Below are 24,614 nucleotides of genomic sequence, written 5' to 3'. Positions count from 1 at the left end.
CTGTACTATTATTCGAGTGGGGCGGGGCCCGTAAGCGTGGCCGGGCATGGGCGCCGTATACAGGGTGAGGGGGGTCACGGTTAGCGGCGCCTGGCCATTGCCCGGCGCATGCGGCGCCGGCGGCCTCGGCGACCTCGCCATCCGCTACGGCTACCAGCGCTTCGAGACGTCCGTCATGATCGCCGTTGTCATTGTGCTGATCATCCTGGTCTGCGGCATCCAGTGGGCCGGCGACCGGCTGGTCGCGAGGCTGGACCACCGCAACTGATCGTTGGCCGCAAATGAGGGAAATCCGGGGCCGCGCCGTCAGCCGGCGCGCCTCTTTTCCGTGGCTGCCCGGTCGATCCCCAATCCATCCGCCGAGAGAGCGACGCCGAACTTTTCGGCGGCTTCTGCGGGCGTGTAATAGCCCAGCGCGACATCCCTCGACACCAGATCGGCGTCCCGCTGCAACGGATCGCCGTAGCCGCCGCCGCCCGGTGTGCCGACGCGCACGCGGTCGCCTGCCTTCAGCGCGATGTCCTGCTCCTTGGAGAGGTGCGGCGGCACATGTTCCTCGCCGTTGCGGAACACGGTGACCGTGTTGACCGCGCCGTCCTTGCCGCCGAGCGCGCCTTGCGGGCCGAAGCGGCCGTGATCCATGACGAAAGAGGCGCGGGCGTCGCCGCGCAGGATCTCTACCTCATAGGCGAGCCCAAACCCGCCGCGGTGCTTGCCGGCGCCGCCCGAGCCTTCGCGCAGCGCATAATGCCGGTAGAGCACCGGGAAGGCCTGCTCCATGATCTCGACCGGCGGCGACTTGGAGATGCCGATGGTAGAGCAGCCATTGGTCAGGCCGTCGTGACCGGCATTGCCGCCATAGCCGCCGCCGGAGATCTGGTACATGACATAATCGCGGCCACGGACCGGATCGTTGCCGCCGAGCGCGAAATTGCCGCTGGAGCCAGCCGGAGCCGCCGTCACCCTGTCCGGCAGGGCCTGCACCATCGCCGCGAACACCGCCTCGGCGACGCGCTGCGAAACCTCGGCCGCGCAGCCCGACACAGGCCGCGGATATTTGGCGTCGAGGAAGGTGCCTTCCGGCCGCTTGACGATCAGCGGTTCGAAGGCGCCGGCACTGATCGGCACGTCCGGGAAAATATGGCGCATGGCGAGATACACCGAGGACAAGGTCGTCGCCAGAACGCTGTTCATCGGCCCGGCGCAGGGCTGTGATGAGCCCGAGAAGTCGAAGCTGAGCGTGTCGCCTTTTTTCTCGACTGCCAGCGCGATGATCAGCGGCTCGTTTACCACGCCGTCTGAATCGACGAAGGCCTGCGAGCGATAGATCCCGTCGGGAATGGCCGATATGTTGACGCGCATCTGTTCAGCGGCGCGGCGCCGCAATTCGGCGATCGCTTCGACAACCGTTTCATCTCCGTAACGATCCAGGATTCCGTTAAGCCTGTCCTGGCCGATCAGCAGTGCCGCCGCCTGCGCGCGGATATCGCCAATGCGCTGGTCGGCGACACGGATGTTGGAGCAGATGATGGCGTAGATCTCCGGGTCGAGCACGCCCTTCTTGAACAGTTTCACCGGCGGCAACCGCAAGCCTTCCTGCTCGACCGCCGTTGCCGAGGCGGAGAATCCGCCCGGCACCGAACCGCCAATGTCGGGCCAATGGCCGGTGTTCGAAAGCCAGCAGAATATCCTGCCGTCGCGGTAGACCGGCATGGCGAAGCGCACATCCATGAGATGGGTGCCGCCGAGATAGGGATCATTGACGATGTAGATATCGCCCGGCTCGGGCGGCAGGCAGCGTCCGTCGGCGATCATCTTGATCACGGTTTTGGTCGAATACTGCATGACGCCGACGAACACCGGCAGGCCCTGGCTGCCTTGCGCGATCAGCGAACCATCGAGCGCCGAATAGATGCCATCCGAACGGTCATTGGCCTCGGCGATGACAGGCGAGAACGCGGCGCGCGAAAATGTCAGGTCCATTTCGTCGCAGACTTGCTGTAGCGCCGCCTGGATGACCGAAAGGGTGATGGCGTCGAGTTTTTCCATCTCAGGCCTCGCCGATATCGATGATGATGTTGCCGTCGGCATCCGATCGCGCCCGGTCGCCGGGCTCCAGCACAGTCGTCGCGTCCATCTGTTCGAGGATCGCCGGCCCCATGATGACTGCGCCGAGCGGCAGCTTTTCCCTGCTGTAGACCGGCGTATCGTACCAGCGCCCGCCATACCAGACCGGCCGGATTTCGCGCCGCGCCTCTTCGAGCGTTTTGGCGCGCCCAGCCGGATCGATCAGCCGGGACAGATCGATGGTCGGCCGCACGCCAGTGACCGACGTGTTGAGGTTGACCAGATTGGCGCGGATCTCGGGTAGCTCGACCTTGAAGCGGGCGAAATAGGCACTCTCGAACAGTTGCTGCAGTACCTCGCGTGTCACCGCAGACGACGGCAGCGGCACGTTGATGATATGCGTCTGGCCGACGAACTGCATGTCGGCGGAATGCGTGATACGGATTGCTTCCGGCTTCACCGCTTCCTTGCCGATCAGCTCCTCGCCTTCGTTTCGGTGCCGTTCCAATGTCTCGTGGAGCTGGGTTTCATCGAGACTGGCCACCGGCTGGTTGACCGTGTTGACGAAATCATGGCGCAGATCGGCGACGACGCAGCCGAGAGCATTGGTGATGCCCGGCCGCGCCGGCACCAGCACTTTCGGCAGGCCTAGTTCGCGCGCCAGTGCCGTCGCATGCAGCGGCCCGGCGCCGCCGAAGGCGAACAGCGCGAAATCGCGCGGGTCGTGGCCGCGCGACACCGAGACCATGCGAATGGCGCCGGCCATCTTCACGTTGCCGAGCCGCAGCACCGCACCCGCCGCCTCGACGCCGGACAAGCCTGTGGCGCGGCCGATCCTGTCCTCGAATATACCGGTGACCCGCTCGGCGGTGACCGGGTTTTCCACCGCGAGCAGCTTCTTCGGCGCCAGCCTGCCGAGCACCAGATTGGCGTCGGTGATGGTCGGCTCCAAGCCGCCGCGTCCGTAGCAGATTGGCCCGGGATTGGCGCCGGCGCTTTCCGGGCCGATCTGGATCAGGCCGGCCGCATCGACGCGGGCGATCGAGCCGCCGCCGGCGCCGACCGTATGCACCGCCACCATTGGCACGTGGATCGGCATCGCATATTCGATCTCGATCTCGTTCGACACCGCCGGCTCGGCGTTGCGGATCAGCGCCACGTCGGTCGAGGTGCCGCCCATGTCGTAGGTGACCAGGTTTTCGAAGCCGGCGCGTTTTCCGGTATAGGCGGCAGCAATGACACCGGAAGCGGGGCCGGACATGACGGTCTTGGCCGACTCACGTGTGACAAAGCGGGCCGAGATCATGCCGCCATTGCCGTTCATGATCAGGAAGTCGCGGGCGTAGCCTTTTGACGCCAGCTCCTTGCGCAGCCGCTCGACATAGCGTTCGAGGATCGGTTGCACCGAAGCGTTGACCGAAGCGGTCACCCCGCGCTCGAATTCGCGCGCTTCCGAAAGCAGGGCGTGGCCTGTCGTGATGTAGCCGTTCGGCCAAAGCTCGGCCGCGATCTCGGCGGCGCGCCGCTCATGCGCCGGGTTGGCGTAGGAATGCAGGAAATGGATGACCAGGGATTCGCAGCCGGCTGCGATCAGTTGTGAAATCGCTGTCCGCATCTCGGCCTCGTCGAGCGGGATGCGCACCGCGCCCGAGGCCTCGACCCGCTCCGACACTTCGAGCCGCAGATTGCGCGGAATGATCGGGACGAACGTGCCCGTCATGCCATAGGCCTGCGGCCGTGTCCGCCGGCCAAGCTCGATGACGTCGCGAAAGCCGCGCGTGGTGATCATGCCGGTCTTGGCCAGCCGGCGCTCCAGGACCGCGTTGGTGGTGGTCGTCGTGCCGTGCACGATGAGGTCGATGCCGTCGACCGGAAAGCCGGTGGCGCCAAGTGCCGCAACGACGCCGAACGCCTGGTTGTCGACTGTCGTCGGGGTCTTGGCGATATGCACCCGGCCACCGTCACGGCCGTCGATCAGAAGCAGGTCGGTAAAAGTTCCGCCGACATCGATGCCGGCGACGACGCCGCCAGTCGAATCCAGCGCTTGCGCCGAAAAATTCTGTCCCATTGTCGAAACCCGAAATGCCCGAACTGCCTAGATGCCTTAGTTTGGAAAGCTGTTTTACGGTGGCGTCTTGACGCAAATATCGTTTGTATACTAATAAATTCCGGACACAAGAGCTTACCGCTTCGGAGTGTGCAAACGGCACGCTGGAACCTGGACCGGTTCGGGCGCGCAGGTGGAGATTTGGCGCCGGCGCTGAGCCGGCCCAGAAGGTTAGGTTTGATGAACACCACATCCGCGTTCAACACAGCCGGCGCCCGGCCGCTGCAGTTCCCGATACCGGCCAATGTCTATGCCGAAACCGTCGTCTCGGTGAAGCATTATACCGACCGGCTGTTTTCGTTCCGCATCACCCGGCCGCAGTCGCTGCGCTTCCGCTCCGGCGAATTCGTCATGATCGGCCTGCCCAATGCCGAGAAGCCAGTGTTCCGCGCCTATTCGATCGCCAGCCCGTCCTGGGACGACGAACTCGAATTCTTCTCGATCAAGGTGCCGGACGGCCCGCTTACCTCGGAGCTGCAGAAAATCGGGATCGGCGATACAGTCATCATGCGGCAGAAGTCGACCGGCACGCTGGTGGTCGACGCGCTGACGCCGGCCAAGCGCCTGTTCATGATCTCGACCGGCACCGGCATTGCTCCATTCGCCAGCCTGCTGCGCGATCCCGACACCTATGAGAAGTTCGAGCAGGTGGTCCTGACCCATACCTGCCGCGACAATGCCGAGCTCACCTACGGCCAGGAGCTGGTGGCCGCACTGGAGAACGATCCGCTGATCGGCGAACTGACCGGCGGCCGCGTCACGCTGTATAATTCGACGACGCGCGAGACCTCCGTGCGCATGGGCCGCATCACCGCGCTGATCGGCTCGGGCAAATTCTACACCGATCTCGGCATCGACAGGCTCAATCCCGAGACCGACCGCATCATGATCTGCGGCTCGATGCATATGCTCAAGGACGTCAAGGAACTGGCCGAAAGCCTCGGCTTCCAGGAAGGCTCGCTGCACCATCCGGCAAGCTTCGTCGTCGAGCGCGCCTTCGTCGGCTGAGACGCGCAGTTCAGCGTCCACTGGTTCGAGACCCTGATTTTGATCATGCGGTCAAAAATCGGCTGCCTTGACTGTCTTTTTCCGTTATGACCGCTTGAAGGACTCGTGAAGCGCTGCTTCACGGTCTATCTTCGGCATAAGTCGCTGAACAAGGGGCAGGAGATGAGCAGCACAATCCGCGAAACCGATCTCGGCACGTCCAAGATCACGCCGCTGCCGGCGCGCGCCGCCGCCAATGCGCCGATGCCGCAAGCCCATGGCATTGCTCGCAATCCCGGCATGAGGCTCGATCTCGGCTTCATGGAATCGATGCGCGGCGTCAACCGCTCGGCGCTGGAACGCCGCGTCGCCAGCCTGACCAAAAGACGCTCGATCAAGGCCGATAACCAGGCCGCCTGGCTGCTGCGCGCGGTCGCCTGCATGGACCTGACGACGCTGAACTCGAACGACACGGAAGAGCGCGTGCGCCGGCTTTGTGCCAAGGCGGTCAACCCGTTCCGTCGCGACATTGCCGAGGGGCTGGGCATTACTGGTGAAAAGATCCGCCCGGCGGCGGTCTGCGTCTATCAGCCCTTCGTCGCCACTGCCGTCGAAGCGCTGCGCGGCAGCGGCGTCCATGTCGCCGCCGTTTCGACCGCCTTCCCGCATGGCCTTGCACCGCTTTCGACGCGCCTGCAAGAGATCGAAGCATCGGTCCGCGACGGCGCCGACGAGATCGACGTCGTCATCCCGCGCGGCCTGGTATTCGCGGCGAAATGGCAGGAGCTCTATAACGAGATCGTCTCGATGCGCGCCGCTTGCGGCGAGGCGCATCTGAAGGTGATCCTCGGTACCGGCGACCTCGCCACGCTGCGCAACGTCATGCTCGCCTCGATGGTGGCGATGATGGCGGGTGCAGATTTCATCAAGACCTCGACCGGCAAGGAAAGCGTCAACGCGACGCTGCCGGTCGGCCTTGCCATGGTGCGCGCTATCCGCGCCTATTTCGAGGAAACCGGCTATCTCATCGGCTTCAAGCCGGCCGGTGGCATTTCCACGGCAAAAGCCTCGCTCGATTGGCTGGTGCTGATGAAAGAAGAACTGGGCCGGCCGTGGCTGGAGCCGGAGCTGTTCCGTTTCGGAGCATCGAGCCTTTTGACCGATATCGAGCGCCAGCTCGAGCATCATCTGACCGGCCACTACTCGGCCAATCATCGCCACGCGATGGCGTGATTCGGAGCGCTTCATGAACATTCTCGAACGCTATCACGCCATGGAATACGGCCCGGCGCCGGAGGCGCGCAACGAGGCCGATGTGTGGCTTGCCGCGCGGGATTTCGGCAAAGCGCTGTTTATCGGCGGCGACTGGAAGGCAGCCAGCGGAGGCAAAACCTTCGACACCAGCGATCCGTCCTCGGGAAAGCTGCTGGCCAAGGTGTCGGATGCCGGTGCCGCCGATATCGACGCGGCGGTTGCGGCGGCCACAAAAGCGCTGCCGAAATGGAGCGCCAGCACCGGATATCAACGCGCCAAAGTGCTCTACGCCATCGGCCGCGCCATGCAGCGCCACCAACGGCTGTTCGCGGTGCTGGAATCGATCGACAATGGCAAGCCGATCCGCGAAAGCCGCGACATCGACGTGCCGCTGGCGATCCGCCATTTCATCCATCATGCCGGCTGGGCGCAGGCGCTGGACAGGGATTTTCCCGGCCACAAGGGCGTCGGCGTCGTCGGCCAGATCATCCCGTGGAACTTCCCGCTCTTGATGCTCGCCTGGAAGATCGCGCCGGCGCTCGCTGCGGGCTGCACCGTGGTGCTCAAACCCGCGGAATTCACGCCGCTCACCGCGATCCTGTTTGCCGAGATCTGCGGACGCGCCGGCGTGCCGAAGGGCGTCGTCAACATCGTCCAGGGCGGGCCGGAGGCGGGCGCGACCATCGTCAACCATCCCGGCGTCCAGAAGATTGCCTTCACCGGTTCGTCCGAGGTCGGCAAGATCATCCGCAAGGCCACTGCCGGCTCGGGCAAAAAACTGTCGCTGGAGCTTGGCGGCAAGTCGGCATTCGTCGTTTTCGAGGATGCCGACCTCGACAGCGCCGTCGAGGGTCTGGTCGACGGCATCTGGTTTAACCAGGGCCAGGTGTGCTGTGCCGGCTCGCGCCTTCTGGTGCAAGAAGGCATCGCCGACCCCTTCGTCGCCAAGGTCAAGACGCGGATGAGCCGGCTGCGCGTCGGCAGTCCGCTCGACAAGAACACCGATATCGGCCCGCTGGTCGATTTGACTCAGCTCGATCGCGTCAAGGGCCTGATCGCCGAAGGCGCCAAGCAGGGCGCGATCTGCTGGCAGCCGGACTCGGCACTGCCCGCCGCGGGCTATTACCATCTGCCAACGCTGGCGACAGGTGTTTCGCCGGCTAACATCCTGGCACAGGAAGAGGTGTTCGGGCCGGTGCTCGCCACTATGACCTTCCGCAACACCGAGGAAGCGATCGAGCTCGCCAACAACACACGCTATGGCCTGGCCGCTTCGGTGTGGAGTGAGAACATCAATCTTGCCCTGCACGTCGCGCCGCAATTGAAGGCCGGCGTCGTCTGGGTCAACGGCACCAATATGTTCGACGCCTCCTGCGGCTTCGGCGGCTACCGCGAGAGCGGCTTTGGCCGTGAAGGCGGGCGCGAGGGCATGTTCGAATATCTCTCGGCAAAACTGCCGCTCGGCCCGATCATCAAACCGGCAACGTCTTCGGCCCAACCTGTCGAGCAGGCGGAAGGTGGCGCCATCGACCGCACGGCAAAGCTGTTCATCGGCGGCAAGCAGGTCCGGCCGGACGGCAATTATTCCTTCGCCATCGCCAGCGCCAAGGGCAAGCTTGCCGGCGAGATCGGTCTCGGCAACCGCAAGGATATCCGTGACGCCGTCGCGGCCGCGCGCGCCTGCAAGGCCTGGCCGGAGGCTACCGCCTACAACCGCAGCCAGGTGCTCTATTACCTGGCCGAAAACCTTTCCGGCCGCGCAGACGAGTTTGCCGCCCGTTTGACCCAGCTCACCGGCGCGACCGCCAAGGCGGCGCGTGACGAGGTCGAGCTGTCGATCGAGCGCCTTTTCCTCTATGCCGGCTTGGCCGACAAATTCGAGGCCCGCGTCCACCAGCCGCCGGCCCGCGCCGTCACATTGGCGCTGCACGAGCCAGTCGGCGTCGTCGGCATCATCGCGCCGGACAATGCGCCTCTGCTTGGCCTGATCTCGCTGGTGGCGCCGGCGCTTGCCATGGGCAACACCGTAGTCGCAGTGCCATCCGAAAAATACCCGCTGCTTGCCACCGACCTCTACCAGGTCATCGAATATTCCGACGTTCCGGCAGGCGCCATCAATATCGTCACCGGCCGTAGCGCCGAGCTTGCCGGCGTATTAGCCAAGCATGACGATGTCGACGGGCTCTGGGTGTTCGCCGATGCCGAGACTTGCGCCAAGGCCGAGGCCGAGTCCATCGGCAATCTCAAACGCGTCTGGACCGGCAACGGCCACAGCCTCGACTGGCCCTCGAACGAAGCAGCCGGCGATGCCTTGCTGCGCCGTGCGATCGAGGTCAAGAACGTCTGGGTGCCCTACGGCGACTGAGTGCCCCGGAGAGACATCCGGGCTTGACGGGCCAAAAGATGTTCTTTACCGAGAAAAAACATTTGGCCGGCAGGCGAATATCGAAACAGGCGGGATGGTAGTGCCCGGCTGGCACATTGCGCCCCGGCCTAATGCCGGTAAAAAGCCGAACGATCAGGAGAGAAGCATGGCGGATCTGACAGGCAAGGTCGTTGTCGTCACGGCGGCGGCGCAAGGCATCGGCCGGGCGAGCGCGCTGGCGTTCGCCAAGGCCGGCGCCGTCGTCCATGCCACCGACATCAACGAGGTGGTGCTCGCCGACCTCGGCAAGACGCCCGGTATCAAGACCCGCAAGCTCGACGTGCTGAACGACGAGGCGGTGAACGCCGCGTTTGCCGAGATCGGCGCCGTCGACGTGCTGTTCAACTGCGCCGGCTTCGTCCATTCCGGCTCGATCCTCGAGATGAAGGACGGCGACCTCGACTTTGCCTATGATCTCAATGTCCGCTCGATGATCCGCACCATCCGCGCCGTGCTGCCCGGCATGCTGGAGCGCGGCGACGGCTCGATCATCAACATGGCATCGCTGGCCAGTTCGACCAAGGGCGTGCCGAACCGCTTCGTATATGGCCTAACCAAGGCAGCCGTCATCGGCCTGACCAAGTCGGTCGCCGCCGACTATGTCGGCAAGGGCATACGCTGCAATGCGATCTGTCCGGGCACGGTCGAAAGCCCGTCGCTGCAGGACCGCATGCATGCGCAGGGCGACTACGAAGCAGCTCGCGCCGCCTTCATCGCGCGCCAGCCGATGGGCCGCCTCGGCACGCCCGAGGAAATCGCCGACCTCGCCGTCTATCTGGCCGGCGCCACCTATACGTCGGGGCAGGCTTATAATATCGACGGTGGCTGGTCGATCTAAGAGGCCATTTGAAAACCCTACTCCGCCGGGCGCCTGACGCGGCTTTCTGCGCTTCCGGTGCTCACGTACTTTAAGTACGCTCCGCTCCGGTTCTCGAAACCCACGCCATTCGCCGCAGCGGAGCGAGTTTGCAAACGGCCTCTGGTCGCAACTGGGAGAAAACTGCATGAAACTGCTGCGCTATGGCGAGGCGGGGAGCGAACGCCCCGGCCTGCTCGATGCGGATGGAACGATCCGCGACCTCTCCGCCCATGTCACCGACATTGCCGGCAAGACGCTCGATCCGGCATCGCTTGAGACATTGTCGAAGCTCGATCCGAAAACGCTACCGGCGGTTTCCGGCAAGCCACGCATCGGCGCCTGCGTCGCCGGCACCGGCAAATTCATCTGCATCGGTCTCAACTATTCCGACCATGCTGCCGAAACCGGCGCCACCGTGCCGCCGGAGCCGATCATCTTCATGAAGGCAAGCTCGGCTATTGTCGGGCCGAACGACGACGTGCTGATCCCGCGCGGCTCGGTGAAGACCGACTGGGAGGTCGAGCTCGGCGTGGTGATCGGCAAGACTGCAAAGTATGTCACCGAGGCCGAGGCGCGTGATTATATCGCCGGCTATTGCGTCGCGCACGACGTCTCCGAGCGCGCCTTCCAGGCCGAGCGCCAGGGCCAGTGGACCAAGGGCAAGTCCTGCGACACGTTCGGGCCGATCGGCCCGTGGCTGGTGACCAAGGACGAGATCAAGGACCCGCAGAACATCCCGATGTGGCTGACGGTCAACGGCAAGACCATGCAGAACGGCTCGACCAAGACCATGGTCTTCGGCGTCGCTTATCTCGTCTCCTATCTCAGCCAGTTCATGTCGCTGCACCCGGGCGACATCATCTCTACCGGCACGCCGCCCGGCGTCGGCCTCGGCATGAAGCCGCCGGTCTTCCTGAAGCCCGGCGACGTGGTCGAGCTCGGTATCGAAGGGCTGGGCATCCAGAAGCAGACGTTCAAGGCGGATTTGTAGGCGGCGCTTTGCCTTCTCCCCTGGGGGCTAGCGTGCGCACACATCTGCTTCGGAGAGGTGTGGGCACGCTAGCCCACAAGGGGAGAAGGGGAGTCGGCACCTGCGCTATTTCAGCACCTTCCCATCGGCCCCAAACCGGTATGTCTTTGCCGGATCCGGCGTCGCGTAGAGCGTGGCACCCGGTTCGGCGTTATAGACGCCAAAAATGCGCACTGTGATCAAGCCGGCCTTCTCGCAGTCGAGATAGAGATTGGTGTCGGCGCCAAGGTGCTCGGCATGGACAACCGTGCCTTTCCAGGCACCGGATTTCGGATCGACGGTCAGGTGCTCGGGGCGGACACCAATGGTCTTGGCCGTCTCGCCAAGCCTGGCCCCGTCGACGAAGTTCATCTTCGGTGAGCCGATGAAGCCGGCGACGAATTCATTTGCCGGCGAATTGTAAAGCTCCATCGGTCCGCCGATCTGCTCGATCTTTCCCGCGTTCAGCACGACGATCTTGTCGGCCAGTGTCATCGCCTCGACCTGGTCGTGGGTGACATAGATCATCGTGGCCTTCAGCCGGCGATGCAATTGCGCGATCTCCAGCCTGGTGTTGACGCGCAGTGCGGCGTCGAGGTTCGACAGCGGCTCGTCGAACAGAAAAAGCTTGGGCTCACGCACCACGGCGCGGCCGATGGCGACGCGCTGGCGCTGGCCGCCGGACAACTCGGCCGGCCGCCTCGAGAGGTAGGGCTCCAGCGACAGCATCGAGGAAGCGATGCCGATGCGGCGGTCGATCTCGGCCGCCGGCGTGCCCGCCTGCTTGAGGCCGAGGCCCATATTGTTCTTCACAGTCAGATGCGGATAGAGCGCATAGGTCTGGAACACCATGGCGATACCGCGCTTGGCCGGCGGCGTGGCGGAGACGTCCGCCCCGTCGATCACCACGCGGCCCGAGGTCGAGTCCTCCAGCCCGGCAATGACCCTGAGCAGCGTCGACTTCCCGCAACCGGATGGACCGACGAAGACGACGAACTCGCCATCCGTCACCTCGAGGTTGATGCCCTTCAGCACCTCGACCGGCCCAAAGGCTTTTTTCACGTTCTCGATGTTCAGCGAGCCCACGGCTTCGTCCCTGTTCTAGAGTTTCACGGCGAGGCCGCTGCGCACGCTCTCGTCTGCGGCAAGGCAGACGGCGAGCGACTTCACCGCGTCGTCCATGTGGCGGGTCAAGTCCAGATCCTCGCGGATCGCCTTCAGCACAAACGCCTGTTCCAGGTCGCAGAGGTCCTGATGGCCGGGCTCGCCTTGCATCGACAGCATTTCGTCCGGTTTCGCGAACTTGCCGTCGGCGCCGGTCGCCGCGCTGTGCAGGCGGATGGTCGAGGTCTTGGTGTGGGTGTCGATGTCGTCGGACCTGACACCCTCCTTCATGACGATCGACACGCAGCCATTGGGCGAGATCACGTCCTTGACGAAGAAAGCCGTCTCCGAAATCATCGGCCCCCAGCCGGCCTCGTACCAGCCGACCGAACCGTCGTCGAATAGCACCTGCAGATGACCGTAATTGTACATTGACGGCGCGATCTCGTCGCTCAGCCTCAGCCCCATGCCGCGCACCTCGACTGGCCTGGCGTCGGTGATCTGCAGCATCACGTCGAGATAATGCACGCCGCAATCGACGATCGGCGATGTCGTCTGCATCAACTGCTTGTGCGTCTCCCAGCTATGGCCGGAGGATTGCTGGTTGAGGTTCATGCGGAACACGTAAGGGCCGCCGAGCTTGCGCGCCTCGGCGATCAGCCGGATCCAGGACGGGTGATGGCGCAGGATGTAGCCGATCACCAGTTTTTTGCCGTTGGCCTTGGCTGCCGCGACCACGCGCTTTGCATCGGCGACCGTCGTTGCCAGCGGCTTTTCGACGAAGACATGGCAGCCGGCCTCGAATGCACTGACCGCATAGTCGGCATGGCTGTCGGAATAGGTAGCGATGCAGGCGACATCGGGCTTTTCGTCGCGTAGCGCCTCGTCGAAGGAACGCCGGATGGCGTAGGTCGAAAGCCCTTCCGGCAGCGGCACATCGGAGCGGTTGACCAGCGCGGCGATCTGGAATCCCGGATTGGTGTGATACGCCAACGCATGGCTGCGCCCCATATTGCCGAGGCCGGCGATGACAACGCGAAGGGGTTGGTCCATTTCAGTTTGCCTTTAGTAGAGCGCGGGCTTTCAGGTCCATCCTAATACTCGATCCATACTCACTGGCGATCTGCAGAGCAGCCTTTTCGCTTTCACAACGTGCCAGAAGTCCGAACCCGTATGTATCGACTCCCTCTTTGATCAGAGAAGACCTCCGGTCGTCCGGCAACGGACGATCCAGATCCAGCGCCTCGGTGAATGCCTTGGATTGCTCGCTAACCATCAGGGAGTTGACACGCCAGACGATATGACAGTTGTATTCCTTCGGTCGACGCTCGATCCCGAACCGAGTCAGCCAGACAGCTGCATTGAGATAGAACTGCGGTCCCCAGGCAGACTTCTGAAGGTTAAGCAGACAGACCGTTTCCGGCCATTCGCGAAAATAGTTTGTTTTGCGAACGCCGCGGAATCTGTGGCGGATTGCCGACTCGGTGAGGCCTCGACTGATCGCGTCCCGACCCTCACTCACTTGACCGCTCCCGAAGTGATGCCGCGGATCAGCTGCCGCGAGAAGATGACGTAGAGGATCAGCACCGGCATGATCGCCAGCGACAGTGCCGCCAGGATGGCATTCCAGTTGGTGACGAACTGGCCGAGGAACAGTTGCGCGCCGAGCGTCACCGTCTTGGTTTCCTCCGACGGCGCCAGGATCAGCGGGAACCACAGATCGTTCCAGATCGGGATCATGGTGAAGACGGCGACCGTTGCCATAGATGGCCTGACCAGCGGCAACACCAGGCGGAAGAAGATGGTGTATTCCGATAGCCCGTCGATGCGGCCGGCGTTCTTCAGGTCGTCGGAGACCTGCTTCATGAATTCCGACAGGATGAAGACGGCAAGCGGCAGGCCCTGCGCCGTGTAGACCAGGATCAGCGCCGTCAGCGTGTTGACCAGCCCGCTCGCCACCATCAGCTGCAGGATGGCGACGGTGCCGAGGCGGATCGGGATCATGATGCCGAGCGCCAGATAGAGCCCCATCAGCGAATTGCCGCGGAAGCGGTATTCCGACAGCGCGAAGGCAGCCATGGCGCCGAACAAAAGCACGAAGAACAGCGAGGCGACGGTGACGACAAGGCTGTTCTGGAAATAGTGGATGAAGTCGCCCTGGCCGATCACCGTGGTGTAGCCGATCAGGTCGAAGGTCCCTGGCGTCGGCGGCGTCAGCGGCGCGCCGAAAATCCCTGCGCGCGATTTGAACGAATTCATGATCACGAGGATGACCGGAAAAAGCGCGATTGCGGTGTAGGTCAGAAGGATCGCATGCGCGCCGATGGTGCGGGGCAGCGAGCGGGTTGCGGTGCTCATGGTCGCGCTCCCCTAAAACTGGTAGCGACGCAAGCGCGTCTGTACGAGGAACAGATAGACGCAGACGCCGCCGAGGATGATCAGGAACATCATCGTGGCGATCGCCGCGCCCATGTTGGGATCGCCGACCTGCAGCTGGAAACCGAAGAAGGCGCGGTAGAGGAAGGTGCCGAGAATATCCGTTGAATAGTTCGGCCCGGCCAGCGCGCCTTGCGCGGTGTAGATCAGGTCGAAAGCGTTGAAGTTGCCGACGAAGGTCAGGATCGAGATGATGCCGATCGACGGCAGGATGAGCGGCAGCTTGATCTTCCAGAACTGCGCCATCCCAGTGATGCCGTCGCATTCGGCCGCTTCGATCACCTCTTCGGGAATGGACAGCAGTGCCGCATAGATCAGCATCATCGGGATGCCGACGAACTGCCACACCGAGATCAGGCTGAGCGCGGTCAGCGCATATTGCGCCTTGCCGAGCCAGGGCGTGAACAGGCTTTTCAGGCCGACAAGGTCCATCATATGCGGCGCCACGCCCCATAGCGGCGACAGGATCAGCTTCCAGGCGAAGCCGACGATGACGAAAGACAGGATCGTCGGCACGAAGATCGCCGTGCGGTAGAAGGCGGAAAACCGTAGCCTGGGGCTGGACAGAAGTGCGGCCAAAAGGACGCCGATCGGGTTCTGCACCAGCATGTGGATGATGAAGAACCAGACATTGTTCCTGAGCGCGTTCCAGAAATTGACCGACCAGTTGGGATCACCGAACAGCATGCGGAAATTTTCCAGTCCGACGAAGACCTGCGACTGGTTGATGTTGCGGAACAGCGACAGCTGCAGCGTGCCGGCCAGCGGCAGGATCATGATCGCCGTATAGACCAGCAGCGCCGGCGCCAGGAAAACGCCGATATGCCAACGGAACGGTCTTTTCAGTGCTGCGGCCATGCGTTCGGTCCCCGCCGATCAGGTCTTGCTATTGCCGCCAAAGGGCGCGGCGCCTCCCTCCCCCTCGAGGGGAGGGTACCTCGCAAAGCGAGGCGGGTGGGGTCGGCAGAGGAGCACGCCATCGTCGTTCGACCGTGCTTTCCAGCAGCGATCAAGCCGCAGTCTGCCTCGACCGACCCCCTCTGTCGCCTTCGGCGACATCTCCCCCTCGAGGGGGGAGACAACGCTTCGCCGCGCTTTACTTCGCCGGCTTGTACCAGCTGTCGAGGCCGTCCTGCAGCTTCTTGGCGGCAGCTTCCGGCGTGTCGGTGCCGTTGATGACGTTGGCCGATTCAACCCACGTCTCGTTTTCGAGGTTCGGCGTGCCGCGCGACAGGATCTGGTAGGTCGAGCGGATCGTCGACTTGCACTTGCCGCGCCAGGAGACGAATTCCTGGGCCAGCGGGTCTTCCATCTTCACCGGGGTGTTGTTCAGGCTGAAGAAGCCCGGCAGCGCGTTGGCGTAGATGGTGGCGAAATCCGGCGAGGCCACCCAGGACAGGAAGGTCTTGGCCGCATCCGCGTTCTTCGAGGCCGCATTGAGGCCCATGCCGATGTCGGTGTGGTCGGAGATGTAGCAGGTGTCGCCGGCCTTCTGCACCGGCGGCGGGAAGGCGCCCATCTTGAACTGCGCCTGCGTGTTGAACAGGCCGATCTCCCACGAGCCGGCCGGGTAGATGGCGGCGCGACCGAGCGTGAACAGGTTCTGGCTGTCCGGATAGGTCTGCGCCTCGAAGCCGTCGCCGAGGTAGTCCTTCCACTTGGCCAGTTCCTTGAAGGGCTCGACCCACTGCGGATCGGTCAGCTTCTGCTCGCCCTTGATCAGCGCCAGGCGACCTTCCTCGCCCTTCCAGTAGTTGGGGCCGATGTTCTGGTAGCCCATGGTCGCCGCTTCCCAGAGGTCCTTGGTGCCCATCGCCATCGGGATGTAAGTGCCGTCGGCCTTGATCTTGTCGAGCGCGGCGAAGAATTCGTCGCGCGTCTCCGGCACCTTGATGCCGAGCTTGTCGAAGGCGTCCTTGTTGTAGATGAAGCCATGGATGACGGAGGCCATCGGCACGCAGAAACTCGACTTGCCGTCGTCGGTCTGCCAGGCGGCCTTGGCGACGTCGGAGAAGTTCTCCATGCCGGGCAGGGTCGAGATGTCGGCGAGGTTGCCCTTCTTGAAGAGTTCCAGCGACTTGTCGAACGGGCGGCAGGTGATCAGGTCGCCGGCCGAGCCGGCGGCGAGCTTGGCGCCGAGGGCGGCGTCATATTCGGTCGGCGCCGACGGCGCGAACACCACCTTGATGCCCGGGTTCTTGGCTTCGAAGGCCGGGATCAGCTTGTCCTTCCAGATGGCAAGGTCGTCGCCGCGCCAGCTTTCGATGTTGAGCGTTACGTCGTCGGCATACGCCCCCCCGGCGGAGCCGAGAATGCTGGTGCCGAGAAGAAGTGCCGTCAGTAGCTTCGTTGTCATGCTCAGTCTCCCTGTTGACCTTTTTCAGGTTCGGTTTTGATGAGAACAGAGGCATTGCGCCCCTTGCTCCCCTCGATCGCGGAAAGGGCCGGCCGCAGCTTGTGGCCAGTCCCTTCCAATATCTTCTCGGCTGCATCGGCGCTGGCGGCGCCGGCGGCGAGCAGAATAGCGGTCTTGACGACGCCGCCGCTCCTTTCGAGCAGGCGCGCCGCCTCGTCCTTGTCGCGCCCGCTGACGGCGGCGACGATGCGTGCGGCGCGGTCGCGCAGCTTGATGTTGTCGGCCATGAGGTTGACCATGTACCCGTCATGGACATGGCCGAGATGGATGGCGGCGAGCGTCGACAGCATGTTGAGCGCGATCTTCTGGGCGGTGCCTGCGCCCATGCGCGTTGAGCCGGCAATCAGCTCCGGCGGCGTTTCGAGCAGGATGGCGATGTCGGCCAGCCGCAACAGCGGCGCATCCCTGTTGTTGGCGATGGCAATGGTCGCCGCACCGCGGCGCCTGGCGTCCTCGATCGCCCTGACTGCATAAGGTGTCGAGCCGCTGGCCGAGACGGCGATCAGGCAGTCGCCCTTGCCGATGCGGGCGGCGGCAACTGCTGCCGAAGCTTCCTCGGTGTCGTCCTCCGGCCCGCCGGCCAGTGTCTTGAAGGCCTCGTCGCCGCCGGCGATCAGGATGGCGATGCGGTCGCGTTGGATGCCGAAAGTGCCCGGCAGCTCAAGCGCGTCGGCCAGTGCCATCAGGCCCGAACTGCCGGCAGCCGCATAGGCGAGCTTGCCGCCGCTTTTCAGTCTGCTTGCGATGATTTCGGCTGCCGCAGCAATGGCAGGAATGGCGCCGTGCACGGCCTTGGCGGCCTCGATCTGTGCGTTGGCCAAAGAGGAAAGGACGGCTTCCGGGGCCTGGATATCCAGTCCCTCGGCATTCTGGTGAAGCGCTTCGGTGCGCGTTTCGGCCATCCGCTTTCCTCCAATCGAGAAAACCATACCAAAAAAATACCACTTGTCCACACGCATTAATGAAATCCTTGCGGCAGTGCAGGCTTGCGAACGAAATTGGCTGATTTTCCAACAAACTACGCCTTAACTTTTTTGAAACGGAAATTAATCCTTGGCTATTGGTATTTTATTGGTATTATCCGCCCGGAGGAGAAATCGCGTGAAATTCGTGCTCGGCATCGATGGCGGCGGCACCAGCTGCAGGGCGGCCCTTGCAACGGCCGACGGCATCGTCCTCGGCCGCGCCAAAAGCGGTGCCGCCAACATCCGAACCGATCTCACCGGCGCCAGGACGAACATCGTCGACGCAGCGCAGCAGGCCTTTGTCGCCGCGGGCAAGGATCCCGCACTGATCCCGCAAACTCCGGCCGTTCTCGGTCTTGCCGGCGCCAATGTCGGCACCTACCGGCAGCAGCTCGAAGCGATCCTGCCGTTTCGCATCAGCCGTGTCGAGACCGACGCCGAGATCGCGCTGGAAGGCGCGGTTGGCTCCGGCGACGGCGCCATGGCCATACTCGGCACGGGCACCGCCTATATGGCACGCAAACAAGGCAAGTCGCGCGCCATCGGCGGCTGGGGGTTCCAGGTCGGCGACCAGGGCAGCGGCGCCCGTATCGGCCGCGACCTGCTCGAGCAGACGCTGCTCGCCTATGACGGCATCCGCCAGGGATCGCCGCTGACGGAGACCATGCTCGCCATCTTCCGTAACAATCCCGAGGATCTGGTCGAATTCACCACCAACGCCAAGCCCGGCGATTTCGGCGGCTTCGCGCCCAAGGTGTTCGAACATGCCGAAAAAGGCGACGTCGTCGCTATCTGGATCCTCGACAAGGCGGTCGCCGATGTCGAAGCAGCGCTTGGCGTGCTCGACCTGGGCGGCGGCGATCCGCTCTGCCTGCTCGGCGGGTTGGCGCCGCTTTACGCGCCGCGCCTGTCGGCCCGCTACCGGGCGCTGCTGAAACCGCCGCTCGACGACGCGCTGGGCGGCGCGGTTCAGATGGCGGCTCGGATTTTCGCAAACACGGCGGAGGCAGCTCGATGAGTGAGGCCGCCGACCAGATATTCGCGGCGCTGAAACAATCGTCGCAGAGTGGCGCGCCGCTCTATCTGCAGCTCAGGAAGAGTATCGAGGATGCGGTCAAACGCGGGCTGATCGGACCTGGCGATGCGCTGCCTTCCGAGCGCGACATCGCTAGCAAGGCCGACATTTCGCGCGTCACCGTGCGCAAGGCGGTGCAGGACCTGGTCAAGGGCGGCATCCTCGTCCAGCGCCATGGTTCCGGTACCTTCGTTGCGCCACGTATGGAGCGCGTCGAGCAGTCGCTGTCGATGCTGACCTCGTTTACCGAGGACATGGCACGGCGCGGCATGGCGGTGCGTTCGGCTTGGCTCGACCGCGGCCTCTATCCGCCGTCGCCCGACGAGATGATGGTGCTCGGCCTGGCGTCGAACGAATTGGTGGCGCGCGTGGCGCGCCTTCGTATCGCCAACGACACGCCGCTGGCGATCGAGCGCGCCTCGCTATCGACAAGCGTGCTGCCCGATCCGGCGGCGATTGGTTCGTCGCTCTACGCCGCGTTGGAAAAGACCGGCAACAGGCCGGTGCGGGCGGTGCAGCGCATTTCCGCCACCAATCTCGGCGATAGCGACGCACAGCTGCTGGAAGTACCGCCGGGCATTGCCGGCCTGCACATCGAGCGTATCTCCTATCGGGCGAGCGGCAAGGTGATCGAGTTTACCCGCTCCATCTACAGGGGCGACGCCTATGATTTTGTCGCCGAACTCCGGCTGAGCGGGCCGGGCGAAGAGGGCCGGCCATGACCGCGACAACGACCCATATGCGGCGCGAGATCGAGGAGATCCCGGAGGCCACCGCCCGTCTGCTCGATGGCTCGGCCGCGGTGCTGACGGAAGCTGGACGCGGCATTCGCGAGCGCGACCCGAATTTCGTCGTCACCGTGGCGCGCGGCTCGTCCGACCATGCCGCGACCTTCATGAAATATGCCGTGGAGTTGACCGCCGGGCTGGCGGTTGCATCGGTCGGCCCGTCGATCGCCTCGATCTATGGCGCCAAGCTGAAGCTGGGCGGCTCGGCCTGCCTGGCGATCTCGCAGTCCGGCAAGAGCCCGGACATCGTTGCAATGGCGCAAGCGGCGAGGACCGGCGGTTCGCTGACCGTCGCCATCACCAACACCGCCGATTCGCCGCTGGCGCGGGCTTCGGACTACGCGATCGACATCCTGGCCGGACCGGAGCGCAGCGTCGCGGCGACGAAGACCTTCGTCAATTCAGCCGTCGCAGGACTCGCCTTGATGGCGCATTGCACCGGCGACGAGAAACTCCTGGTGGCGCTCGCGCGCTTGCCGGAGCATTTTCGCAAGGCGATCGCCTGCGACTGGATGGCGCTGGCTGGGGCACTCGAGACGCCGAAATCGCTGTTCATTCTCGGCCGCGGCCCGTCGGCGGCGATCGCCAACGAGGCGGCGCTGAAATTCAAGGAAACCTGCGCCATGCATGCGGAAGCCTATAGTGCCGCCGAGGTCATGCACGGCCCGCTGGCGCTGGTCGGTCCCGGTTTCCCGGTGCTGGCTCTGGCTGCTCGCGATGCGTCCGAGCCATCGGTGGCCGATGCCGCCGACAGCCTGGCCGGCAAGGGCGCTGCCGTCTTTGTGACGTCGAACAAGGCAAAGAGCGCTCAGCGCCTGCCGCATGTCGCAACCGGTCATCCGCTGACCGACCCGCTGACGCTGATCGTGTCGTTCTATGGTTTCGTCGAGGCTTTTGCCCGCCATCGCGGCCTCGACCCCGACACGCCGCCCAATCTGCGCAAGGTAACGGAAACCCTATGAGCGACCGTTTTGCCCTGACTGGCACCCGGATTTTCGATGGCGACGACTGGCACGACAATGCGGCGCTTGTCGTGCGCGACGGCCTCGTCGAGGCCATTGTTGCCGCCGGTGCCATTCCATCCGATGTTGCGCGTATCGAGACCGGCGGCGGCATGCTGGCGCCTGGCTTCGTCGATCTGCAGGTCAATGGCGGCGGCGGCGTCATGCTCAACGACCATCCGGACGTCGCCTCGATCGAGACCATCTGCCGGGCGCACGCACCCTTCGGCACGGCGGCGCTGTTGCCGACGCTGATCACCGACACGTCCGAGATCACCGCCGCGGCGGTTGCGGCCGGAGCCGAAGCGGCACGGAGGAAGGTGCCGGGGTTCCTGGGCCTGCACCTCGAAGGGCCGCATCTGTCGATCGCCCGCAAGGGCGCACATGACCCGGCTTTGATCCGGCCGATGCTAGACTCCGACCAGACGATGCTGATCGCCGCACGGAAAGACCTGCCCGTGCTGCTGACGACGGTGGCGCCCGAATCCGTCGAGCCCAGCCAGGTGTCGGCGCTTAGCAAGGCCGGCATTGTCGTCAGCATCGGCCATTCCGATACCGGCTATGCCACGGCTCGCGCCTTTGCCGAGGCCGGCGCAACGGTGGTCACCCATCTGTTCAATGCGATGAGCCAGATCGGCAATCGCGAGCCGGGGCTGGCGGGCGCCGCAATCGATACAGGCACATTCTATGCCGGCATCATCGCCGACGGTATCCATGTCGATCCGGCCACCATGGCCATCGCCTTGCGCGCCAAGCAGGGGCCGGGCAAGATCCTGCTCGTTACCGATGCCATGGCGACAATCGGCACCGACATGACCTCGTTCACGCTGAACGGCCGCACCATCCACCGCAAGGATGGCAGGCTGACACTTGCCGACGGCACGCTGGCGGGCGCGGATCTCGACATGATTTCCGCGGTGCGCTTCATGCACCGCGTCGTCGGCCTCGACCTCGACGAAACCTTGCGCATGGCCTCGCTCTATCCGGCGCAGGCGATCGGCCAGTCGCACCGGCTCGGGCGCTTCGCCAACGGTACCGCGGCCAACATCGTTTCGCTGTCGGACGATCTGGACATTAAAAGCGTCTGGATCGATGGTGCCAGGGTTTTTGCAGGCAGCCCTGCTCGTTAGGTTAGCCGGCTTTGGACGTATAGAGGTCCTTGTAGGCTTCGCGCAGCAGGTTCTTCTGCACCTTGCCCATCGTGTTGCGCGGCAGTTCGTCGACGAAGATCACCCGTTTCGGATGCTTGTACCTAGCGAGGCGCCCGGCGATGGCCTCAACGATCCCTGCGGCGCTGATGGTCGAGCCCAGCGCCCTCACCACGACAGCGGTGACGCCTTCGCCGAAATCCGGATGGGCAACGCCGATGACAGCGCTTTCGGCGACGCCAGGCAGTGCGTCGATCTCGCTCTCGACTTCCTTTGGATAGATATTGTAGCCGCCGGAAATGATCAGGTCCTTGCCGCGGCCGACGATGTGGACATAGCCGTCAGCATCGATCAGTCCGAGATCGCCGGTGATGAAGAAACCGTCGTCACGGAACTCCGCTTTGGTCTTTTCCGGCATGCGCCAGTAGCCGCAAAAGACATTGGGACCCCTCACCTCGATCATGCCGACATCGCCCTTGGCAAGTGTTTCGCCGCTCTCGGGGTCGGTGATGCGCAGGGAAACGCCGGTCAGGGGAAACCCGACCGTGCCGGCACGCCGCTCGCCATCATAAGGATTCGACGTGTTCATGTTGGTCTCGGTCATGCCGTAGCGCTCGAGGATGGCGTGGCCGGTGCGCTCTCGCCAGGCTCTGTGCGTCTCGGCCAAAAGCGGCGCCGAGCCGGAAATGAACAGGCGGATGTTTTTCGCCGCTTGCCGGTTCAAACCGTCCTGCTGCAGCAGGCGGACGTAGAAGGTCGGCACGCCCATCAGCACGGTGGCCCGCGGCAGCAGCGAGACGATGCGGGCCGGGTCGAATTTGGTTTCGAACAGCATCGAGGCGCCGGCCATCAGGACGACATTGGTGGCGACGAAAAGGCCATGCGTGTGGAAAACCGGCAGCGCGTGAATCAGCACGTCTGCGGCAGTGAAGCGCCAGAGGTCGACCAGCACCCGCGCATTGGAGGCGAGGTTTTCGTGGCTGAGCATGGCGCCTTTCGAACGGCCGGTGGTGCCGGATGTGTAGAGGATCGCAGCAAGGTCGTCCGGTCCGCGCGCCACGTCGTGGAAGTCCATGGCCGTCTCGGAGGCGCGATCGGTCAACGAACCCTCGCCCTTGCTGCCGAGTGTCGCGACCGCAGCGCCCGAGGCCTGCGCCAAAACGCCGATCTCGGTCACTCGCGCCGGGTCGCAGACGATCAGTCGTGGTTCGGCATCCCTGAAGAAGTAGTCGAGTTCGGTCAGCGTATAGGCGGTGTTGAGCGGCAGGAAGATCGCGCCGGCACGCAGGCAAGCGAGATAAAGGAAAATGGCCTCCGGGCTCTTCTCGACCTGAACGGCGACGCGGTCGCCGGCTTCGACGCCCAGCTGCGACAGCACATGTGCCAGTTGAGCGGAGCGCGCCAGCATTTCGCCATAGCTGATCGAGCGCCCGTCCTCTGCCTCCATCAAAAGGCGTCCGGGCGTGGGCATCCGGGCACGGAAAGCATCGAACAGATGGTTGCTCAAAAGTCCCCCCGAGCGGCTGTCTCCGGCCGAACGGCGGCGGTCAGCCGGCCGCCTTGTCCGCCGCTGCCCTGATTGCCTCGATGTTTGCCCGATAGGCTGCGACGCTGCCGCCCTTGAAAATGGCCGCACCGGCGACCAGCACGCTGGCGCCGGCGGCGGTGACCAGGGGCGCAGTTTCCGGCGAAATGCCGCCGTCGATCTCGATCCGGATCGGCCTGTCACCGATCAGCGCCTTCACCCGCTTCACCTTGTCTACGATCGCCGGAATGAAGGCCTGGCCGCCGAAGCCCGGATTGACCGTCATGATCAGGATAAGATCGAGCCGGTCGAGCACGTATTCGATCATCGTCTCCGGTGTCGCGGGGTTGAGCGACACGCCGGCCTTCTTGCCAAGGTTTTTGATCGTCTGCAGCGAGCGGTCGAGATGCGGCCCGGCTTCGGCGTGCACCGTGATGCCGTCGCAGCCGGCCTCGGCGAAGGCGGCCAGATAGGGGTCGGCGGGGGCGATCATCAGATGGCAGTCGAAGAAGGCCTTGGTGCGGTTGCGGATCGCCTTGATCACCGGCGGCCCGAAGGTGATGTTGGGGACGAAATGCCCGTCCATGACGTCGAGATGGATCCAGTCGGCGCCGGCGGCCGCCACCGCCTCGACCTCGTCGCCGAGCTTCGAGAAATCGGAAGCCAGCACCGATGGCGCGATCAGGGTTTTTTTGCTCATGACGCGGTCTTCCCGAACGCCTCGGTTTACGGACCCTCTGTATCGCCTGCCTAGACCATGAGTCGAGTCCGGAAAGTGGAAGCCGGTTTGTTCTTCCGCTGATGCCACGGCTTCAGGTTTTCGCTGCTCTTTCATCTGCCAGCCAAAGAAAAACCCCGCCGGATCGCTCCGGCGGGGTTTTCTTGATCGAATGATCACCCGTTTGAAGTTCGCGCGCGATCCTATTGCTCGAGCTGCGGCTTGCGCCTTGGCAGCTGCTGAAGAACATCTGGATTCAGCAGCAGGCTCGGTTTGCGGATCGGTTGGCACTGGCCATTAATCGGCCGCGCGCCCGGTGCGCACTCCAGCCGCGGTTTGCGGCAGGCGCCGTCGCGCAGCTCTGTCCCACGCGGGCAGACGCAAACGCCACGCTTGTTGTGGATCTGACCGGGTATCGGGCACTCCACCACAACAGGCTTCTTGCGCCTGCAGGCATTGCCTTGCACTTCCGTACCCCGCGGGCAGACGCAATCGCCGTTGGCGTCGTGGATCTGCCCGCGGATGGTGCACTGCTCCGGCTTCGGCTGGATTGGCCGGCAGGCATTGCCCCTGACTTCCGTACCCCGCGGGCAGACGCAATCGCCACCGGCGTCGTGGATCTGGCCACGGATGGTGCACTGCTCCGGCTTCGGCTGGATTGGCCGGCAGGCATTGCCCCTGACTTCCGTACCCCGCGGGCAGACGCAATCGCCACCGGCGTCGTGGATCT

General features: G+C 64.0%; 20 protein-coding genes and 2 pseudogenes. 10 read left to right on the top strand and 12 right to left on the bottom strand.

Going from position 1 to position 24,614, the window contains the following annotated elements; translation table 11 throughout:
• Positions 1-34: 34 nt before the first annotated feature.
• Positions 35-268, top strand: a pseudogene (locus tag NKJ15_RS31735) (ABC transporter permease); the annotation flags it as partial.
• Positions 269-306: 38 nt separating this feature from the next.
• Here NKJ15_RS31735 and NKJ15_RS31730 read toward each other — a convergent pair.
• Both NKJ15_RS31730 and NKJ15_RS31725 read right to left on the bottom strand, forming a co-directional pair.
• Complete coding sequence (locus tag NKJ15_RS31730; protein ID WP_352819635.1) at positions 307-2,049, bottom strand: hydantoinase B/oxoprolinase family protein; 1,743 nt, start codon at positions 2,047-2,049, stop codon at positions 307-309.
• Position 2,050: 1 nt separating this feature from the next.
• Positions 2,051-4,135, bottom strand: a complete 2,085-nt coding sequence (locus NKJ15_RS31725; RefSeq protein WP_352819633.1) for a hydantoinase/oxoprolinase family protein — start codon at positions 4,133-4,135, stop codon at positions 2,051-2,053.
• Between the two features lie 219 nt (positions 4,136-4,354).
• On the opposite strand from NKJ15_RS31725, the gene NKJ15_RS31720 reads away from it, so the two are divergent.
• The 5 genes from NKJ15_RS31720 to NKJ15_RS31700 all read left to right on the top strand — a co-directional run bounded on the left by NKJ15_RS31720 (position 4,355) and on the right by NKJ15_RS31700 (position 10,690).
• Positions 4,355-5,182 carry a ferredoxin--NADP reductase gene (locus NKJ15_RS31720; RefSeq protein ID WP_352819632.1) on the top strand — a complete coding sequence of 276 codons (828 nt, stop codon included), beginning with the start codon at positions 4,355-4,357 and terminating at the stop codon, positions 5,180-5,182.
• A gap of 162 nt (positions 5,183-5,344) precedes the next feature.
• A complete protein-coding gene (gene deoC / locus NKJ15_RS31715) occupies positions 5,345-6,394 on the top strand; it encodes a deoxyribose-phosphate aldolase (protein ID WP_352819630.1) in 1,050 nt (349 codons plus the stop codon).
• A gap of 13 nt (positions 6,395-6,407) precedes the next feature.
• Positions 6,408-8,780 carry an aldehyde dehydrogenase family protein gene (locus tag NKJ15_RS31710; protein WP_352771051.1) on the top strand — a complete coding sequence of 791 codons (2,373 nt, stop codon included), beginning with the start codon at positions 6,408-6,410 and terminating at the stop codon, positions 8,778-8,780.
• Between the two features lie 166 nt (positions 8,781-8,946).
• A complete protein-coding gene (locus NKJ15_RS31705; protein WP_352647991.1) occupies positions 8,947-9,678 on the top strand; it encodes an SDR family oxidoreductase in 732 nt (243 codons plus the stop codon).
• Positions 9,679-9,844: 166 nt separating this feature from the next.
• Complete coding sequence (locus tag NKJ15_RS31700; RefSeq protein ID WP_352819628.1) at positions 9,845-10,690, top strand: fumarylacetoacetate hydrolase family protein; 846 nt, start codon at positions 9,845-9,847, stop codon at positions 10,688-10,690.
• A gap of 105 nt (positions 10,691-10,795) precedes the next feature.
• Here the strand turns inward: NKJ15_RS31700 and NKJ15_RS31695 are convergent, their stop codons facing one another.
• The 7 genes from NKJ15_RS31695 to NKJ15_RS31665 form a co-directional block, all read right to left on the bottom strand.
• Positions 10,796-11,794: an ABC transporter ATP-binding protein gene (locus tag NKJ15_RS31695; protein WP_352527632.1), complete on the bottom strand. Its 999-nt coding sequence runs from the start codon at positions 11,792-11,794 to the stop codon at positions 10,796-10,798.
• Positions 11,795-11,809: 15 nt separating this feature from the next.
• Positions 11,810-12,865 (bottom strand): Gfo/Idh/MocA family protein, encoded by a 1,056-nt coding sequence (locus NKJ15_RS31690; protein ID WP_352819627.1) that lies wholly within the window; start codon positions 12,863-12,865, stop codon positions 11,810-11,812.
• A gap of 1 nt (position 12,866) precedes the next feature.
• Positions 12,867-13,334, bottom strand: coding sequence for a DUF4304 domain-containing protein (locus tag NKJ15_RS31685; protein ID WP_352819625.1), 468 nt, complete (start codon positions 13,332-13,334; stop codon positions 12,867-12,869).
• Positions 13,331-14,170 (bottom strand): carbohydrate ABC transporter permease, encoded by an 840-nt coding sequence (locus NKJ15_RS31680; RefSeq protein WP_023718923.1) that lies wholly within the window; start codon positions 14,168-14,170, stop codon positions 13,331-13,333. The genes NKJ15_RS31685 and NKJ15_RS31680 overlap by 4 nt, the downstream gene beginning before the upstream one ends.
• Before the next feature lie 12 nt (positions 14,171-14,182).
• Positions 14,183-15,106, bottom strand: coding sequence for a carbohydrate ABC transporter permease (locus tag NKJ15_RS31675; protein ID WP_352819623.1), 924 nt, complete (start codon positions 15,104-15,106; stop codon positions 14,183-14,185).
• 238 nt (positions 15,107-15,344) lie between these two features.
• Entirely contained in the window at positions 15,345-16,604 is a 1,260-nt protein-coding gene (locus tag NKJ15_RS31670; protein WP_352819621.1) for an ABC transporter substrate-binding protein, read from the bottom strand.
• A 2-nt stretch (positions 16,605-16,606) separates the two neighbouring features.
• Positions 16,607-17,566: an N-acetylmuramic acid 6-phosphate etherase gene (locus NKJ15_RS31665; protein WP_031212743.1), complete on the bottom strand. Its 960-nt coding sequence runs from the start codon at positions 17,564-17,566 to the stop codon at positions 16,607-16,609.
• A gap of 199 nt (positions 17,567-17,765) precedes the next feature.
• Between NKJ15_RS31665 and NKJ15_RS31660 the strand changes: the two genes are divergently transcribed.
• From NKJ15_RS31660 to nagA, 4 genes are read left to right on the top strand one after another with little or no spacing between them, the layout of a single operon-like run.
• Positions 17,766-18,647, top strand: coding sequence for a glucosamine kinase nucleotide-binding domain-containing protein (locus NKJ15_RS31660; protein WP_352472799.1), 882 nt, complete (start codon positions 17,766-17,768; stop codon positions 18,645-18,647).
• Complete coding sequence (locus NKJ15_RS31655) at positions 18,644-19,426, top strand: GntR family transcriptional regulator (protein WP_352819619.1); 783 nt, start codon at positions 18,644-18,646, stop codon at positions 19,424-19,426. The genes NKJ15_RS31660 and NKJ15_RS31655 overlap by 4 nt, the downstream gene beginning before the upstream one ends.
• Positions 19,423-20,454, top strand: a complete 1,032-nt coding sequence (locus NKJ15_RS31650) for an SIS domain-containing protein (protein ID WP_036239401.1) — start codon at positions 19,423-19,425, stop codon at positions 20,452-20,454. Before NKJ15_RS31655 ends, NKJ15_RS31650 begins: the two co-directional genes overlap by 4 nt.
• Positions 20,451-21,623 carry an N-acetylglucosamine-6-phosphate deacetylase gene (gene nagA / locus NKJ15_RS31645; protein ID WP_352819617.1) on the top strand — a complete coding sequence of 391 codons (1,173 nt, stop codon included), beginning with the start codon at positions 20,451-20,453 and terminating at the stop codon, positions 21,621-21,623. The genes NKJ15_RS31650 and nagA overlap by 4 nt, the downstream gene beginning before the upstream one ends.
• 1 nt (position 21,624) lies before the next feature.
• Here nagA and NKJ15_RS31640 read toward each other — a convergent pair whose 3' ends face one another.
• The 3 genes and pseudogenes from NKJ15_RS31640 to NKJ15_RS31630 form a co-directional block, all read right to left on the bottom strand.
• The gene (locus NKJ15_RS31640; RefSeq protein WP_352819615.1) at positions 21,625-23,148 is read right to left on the bottom strand and encodes a malonate--CoA ligase; all 1,524 of its coding nucleotides are present in this window, start codon (positions 23,146-23,148) and stop codon (positions 21,625-21,627) included.
• Between the two features lie 40 nt (positions 23,149-23,188).
• On the bottom strand, positions 23,189-23,866 hold the full coding sequence (gene rpe / locus NKJ15_RS31635) for a ribulose-phosphate 3-epimerase (RefSeq protein WP_352449613.1): 678 nt from the start codon (positions 23,864-23,866) through the stop codon (positions 23,189-23,191).
• A 221-nt stretch (positions 23,867-24,087) separates the two neighbouring features.
• A pseudogene (locus NKJ15_RS31630) lies at positions 24,088-24,614 on the bottom strand (hypothetical protein); the annotation flags it as partial.

The organism is Mesorhizobium sp. M0207 (assembly GCF_040321995.1).
Classification (GTDB): domain Bacteria; phylum Pseudomonadota; class Alphaproteobacteria; order Rhizobiales; family Rhizobiaceae; genus Mesorhizobium.
Note: the sequence above shows the minus strand (reverse complement) of the source record. Positions and strands in the feature narration are given on the sequence as shown.

Excerpts from the sequence above, each read along its gene's own strand:
- NKJ15_RS31730 (WP_352819635.1), bottom strand. The coding sequence starts at position 2,049 with ATGGAAAAACTCGACGCCATCACCCTTTCGGTCATCCAGGCGGCGCTA.
- NKJ15_RS31725 (WP_352819633.1), bottom strand. The coding sequence starts at position 4,135 with ATGGGACAGAATTTTTCGGCGCAAGCGCTGGATTCGACTGGCGGCGTC.
- NKJ15_RS31720 (WP_352819632.1), top strand. The coding sequence starts at position 4,355 with ATGAACACCACATCCGCGTTCAACACAGCCGGCGCCCGGCCGCTGCAG.
- deoC (WP_352819630.1), top strand. The coding sequence starts at position 5,345 with ATGAGCAGCACAATCCGCGAAACCGATCTCGGCACGTCCAAGATCACG.
- NKJ15_RS31710 (WP_352771051.1), top strand. The coding sequence starts at position 6,408 with ATGAACATTCTCGAACGCTATCACGCCATGGAATACGGCCCGGCGCCG.
- NKJ15_RS31705 (WP_352647991.1), top strand. The coding sequence starts at position 8,947 with ATGGCGGATCTGACAGGCAAGGTCGTTGTCGTCACGGCGGCGGCGCAA.
- NKJ15_RS31700 (WP_352819628.1), top strand. The coding sequence starts at position 9,845 with ATGAAACTGCTGCGCTATGGCGAGGCGGGGAGCGAACGCCCCGGCCTG.
- NKJ15_RS31690 (WP_352819627.1), bottom strand. The coding sequence starts at position 12,865 with ATGGACCAACCCCTTCGCGTTGTCATCGCCGGCCTCGGCAATATGGGG.
- NKJ15_RS31680 (WP_023718923.1), bottom strand. The coding sequence starts at position 14,170 with ATGAGCACCGCAACCCGCTCGCTGCCCCGCACCATCGGCGCGCATGCG.
- NKJ15_RS31675 (WP_352819623.1), bottom strand. The coding sequence starts at position 15,106 with ATGGCCGCAGCACTGAAAAGACCGTTCCGTTGGCATATCGGCGTTTTC.
- NKJ15_RS31670 (WP_352819621.1), bottom strand. The coding sequence starts at position 16,604 with ATGACAACGAAGCTACTGACGGCACTTCTTCTCGGCACCAGCATTCTC.
- NKJ15_RS31665 (WP_031212743.1), bottom strand. The coding sequence starts at position 17,566 with ATGGCCGAAACGCGCACCGAAGCGCTTCACCAGAATGCCGAGGGACTG.
- NKJ15_RS31655 (WP_352819619.1), top strand. The coding sequence starts at position 18,644 with ATGAGTGAGGCCGCCGACCAGATATTCGCGGCGCTGAAACAATCGTCG.
- NKJ15_RS31650 (WP_036239401.1), top strand. The coding sequence starts at position 19,423 with ATGACCGCGACAACGACCCATATGCGGCGCGAGATCGAGGAGATCCCG.
- nagA (WP_352819617.1), top strand. The coding sequence starts at position 20,451 with ATGAGCGACCGTTTTGCCCTGACTGGCACCCGGATTTTCGATGGCGAC.
- rpe (WP_352449613.1), bottom strand. The coding sequence starts at position 23,866 with ATGAGCAAAAAAACCCTGATCGCGCCATCGGTGCTGGCTTCCGATTTC.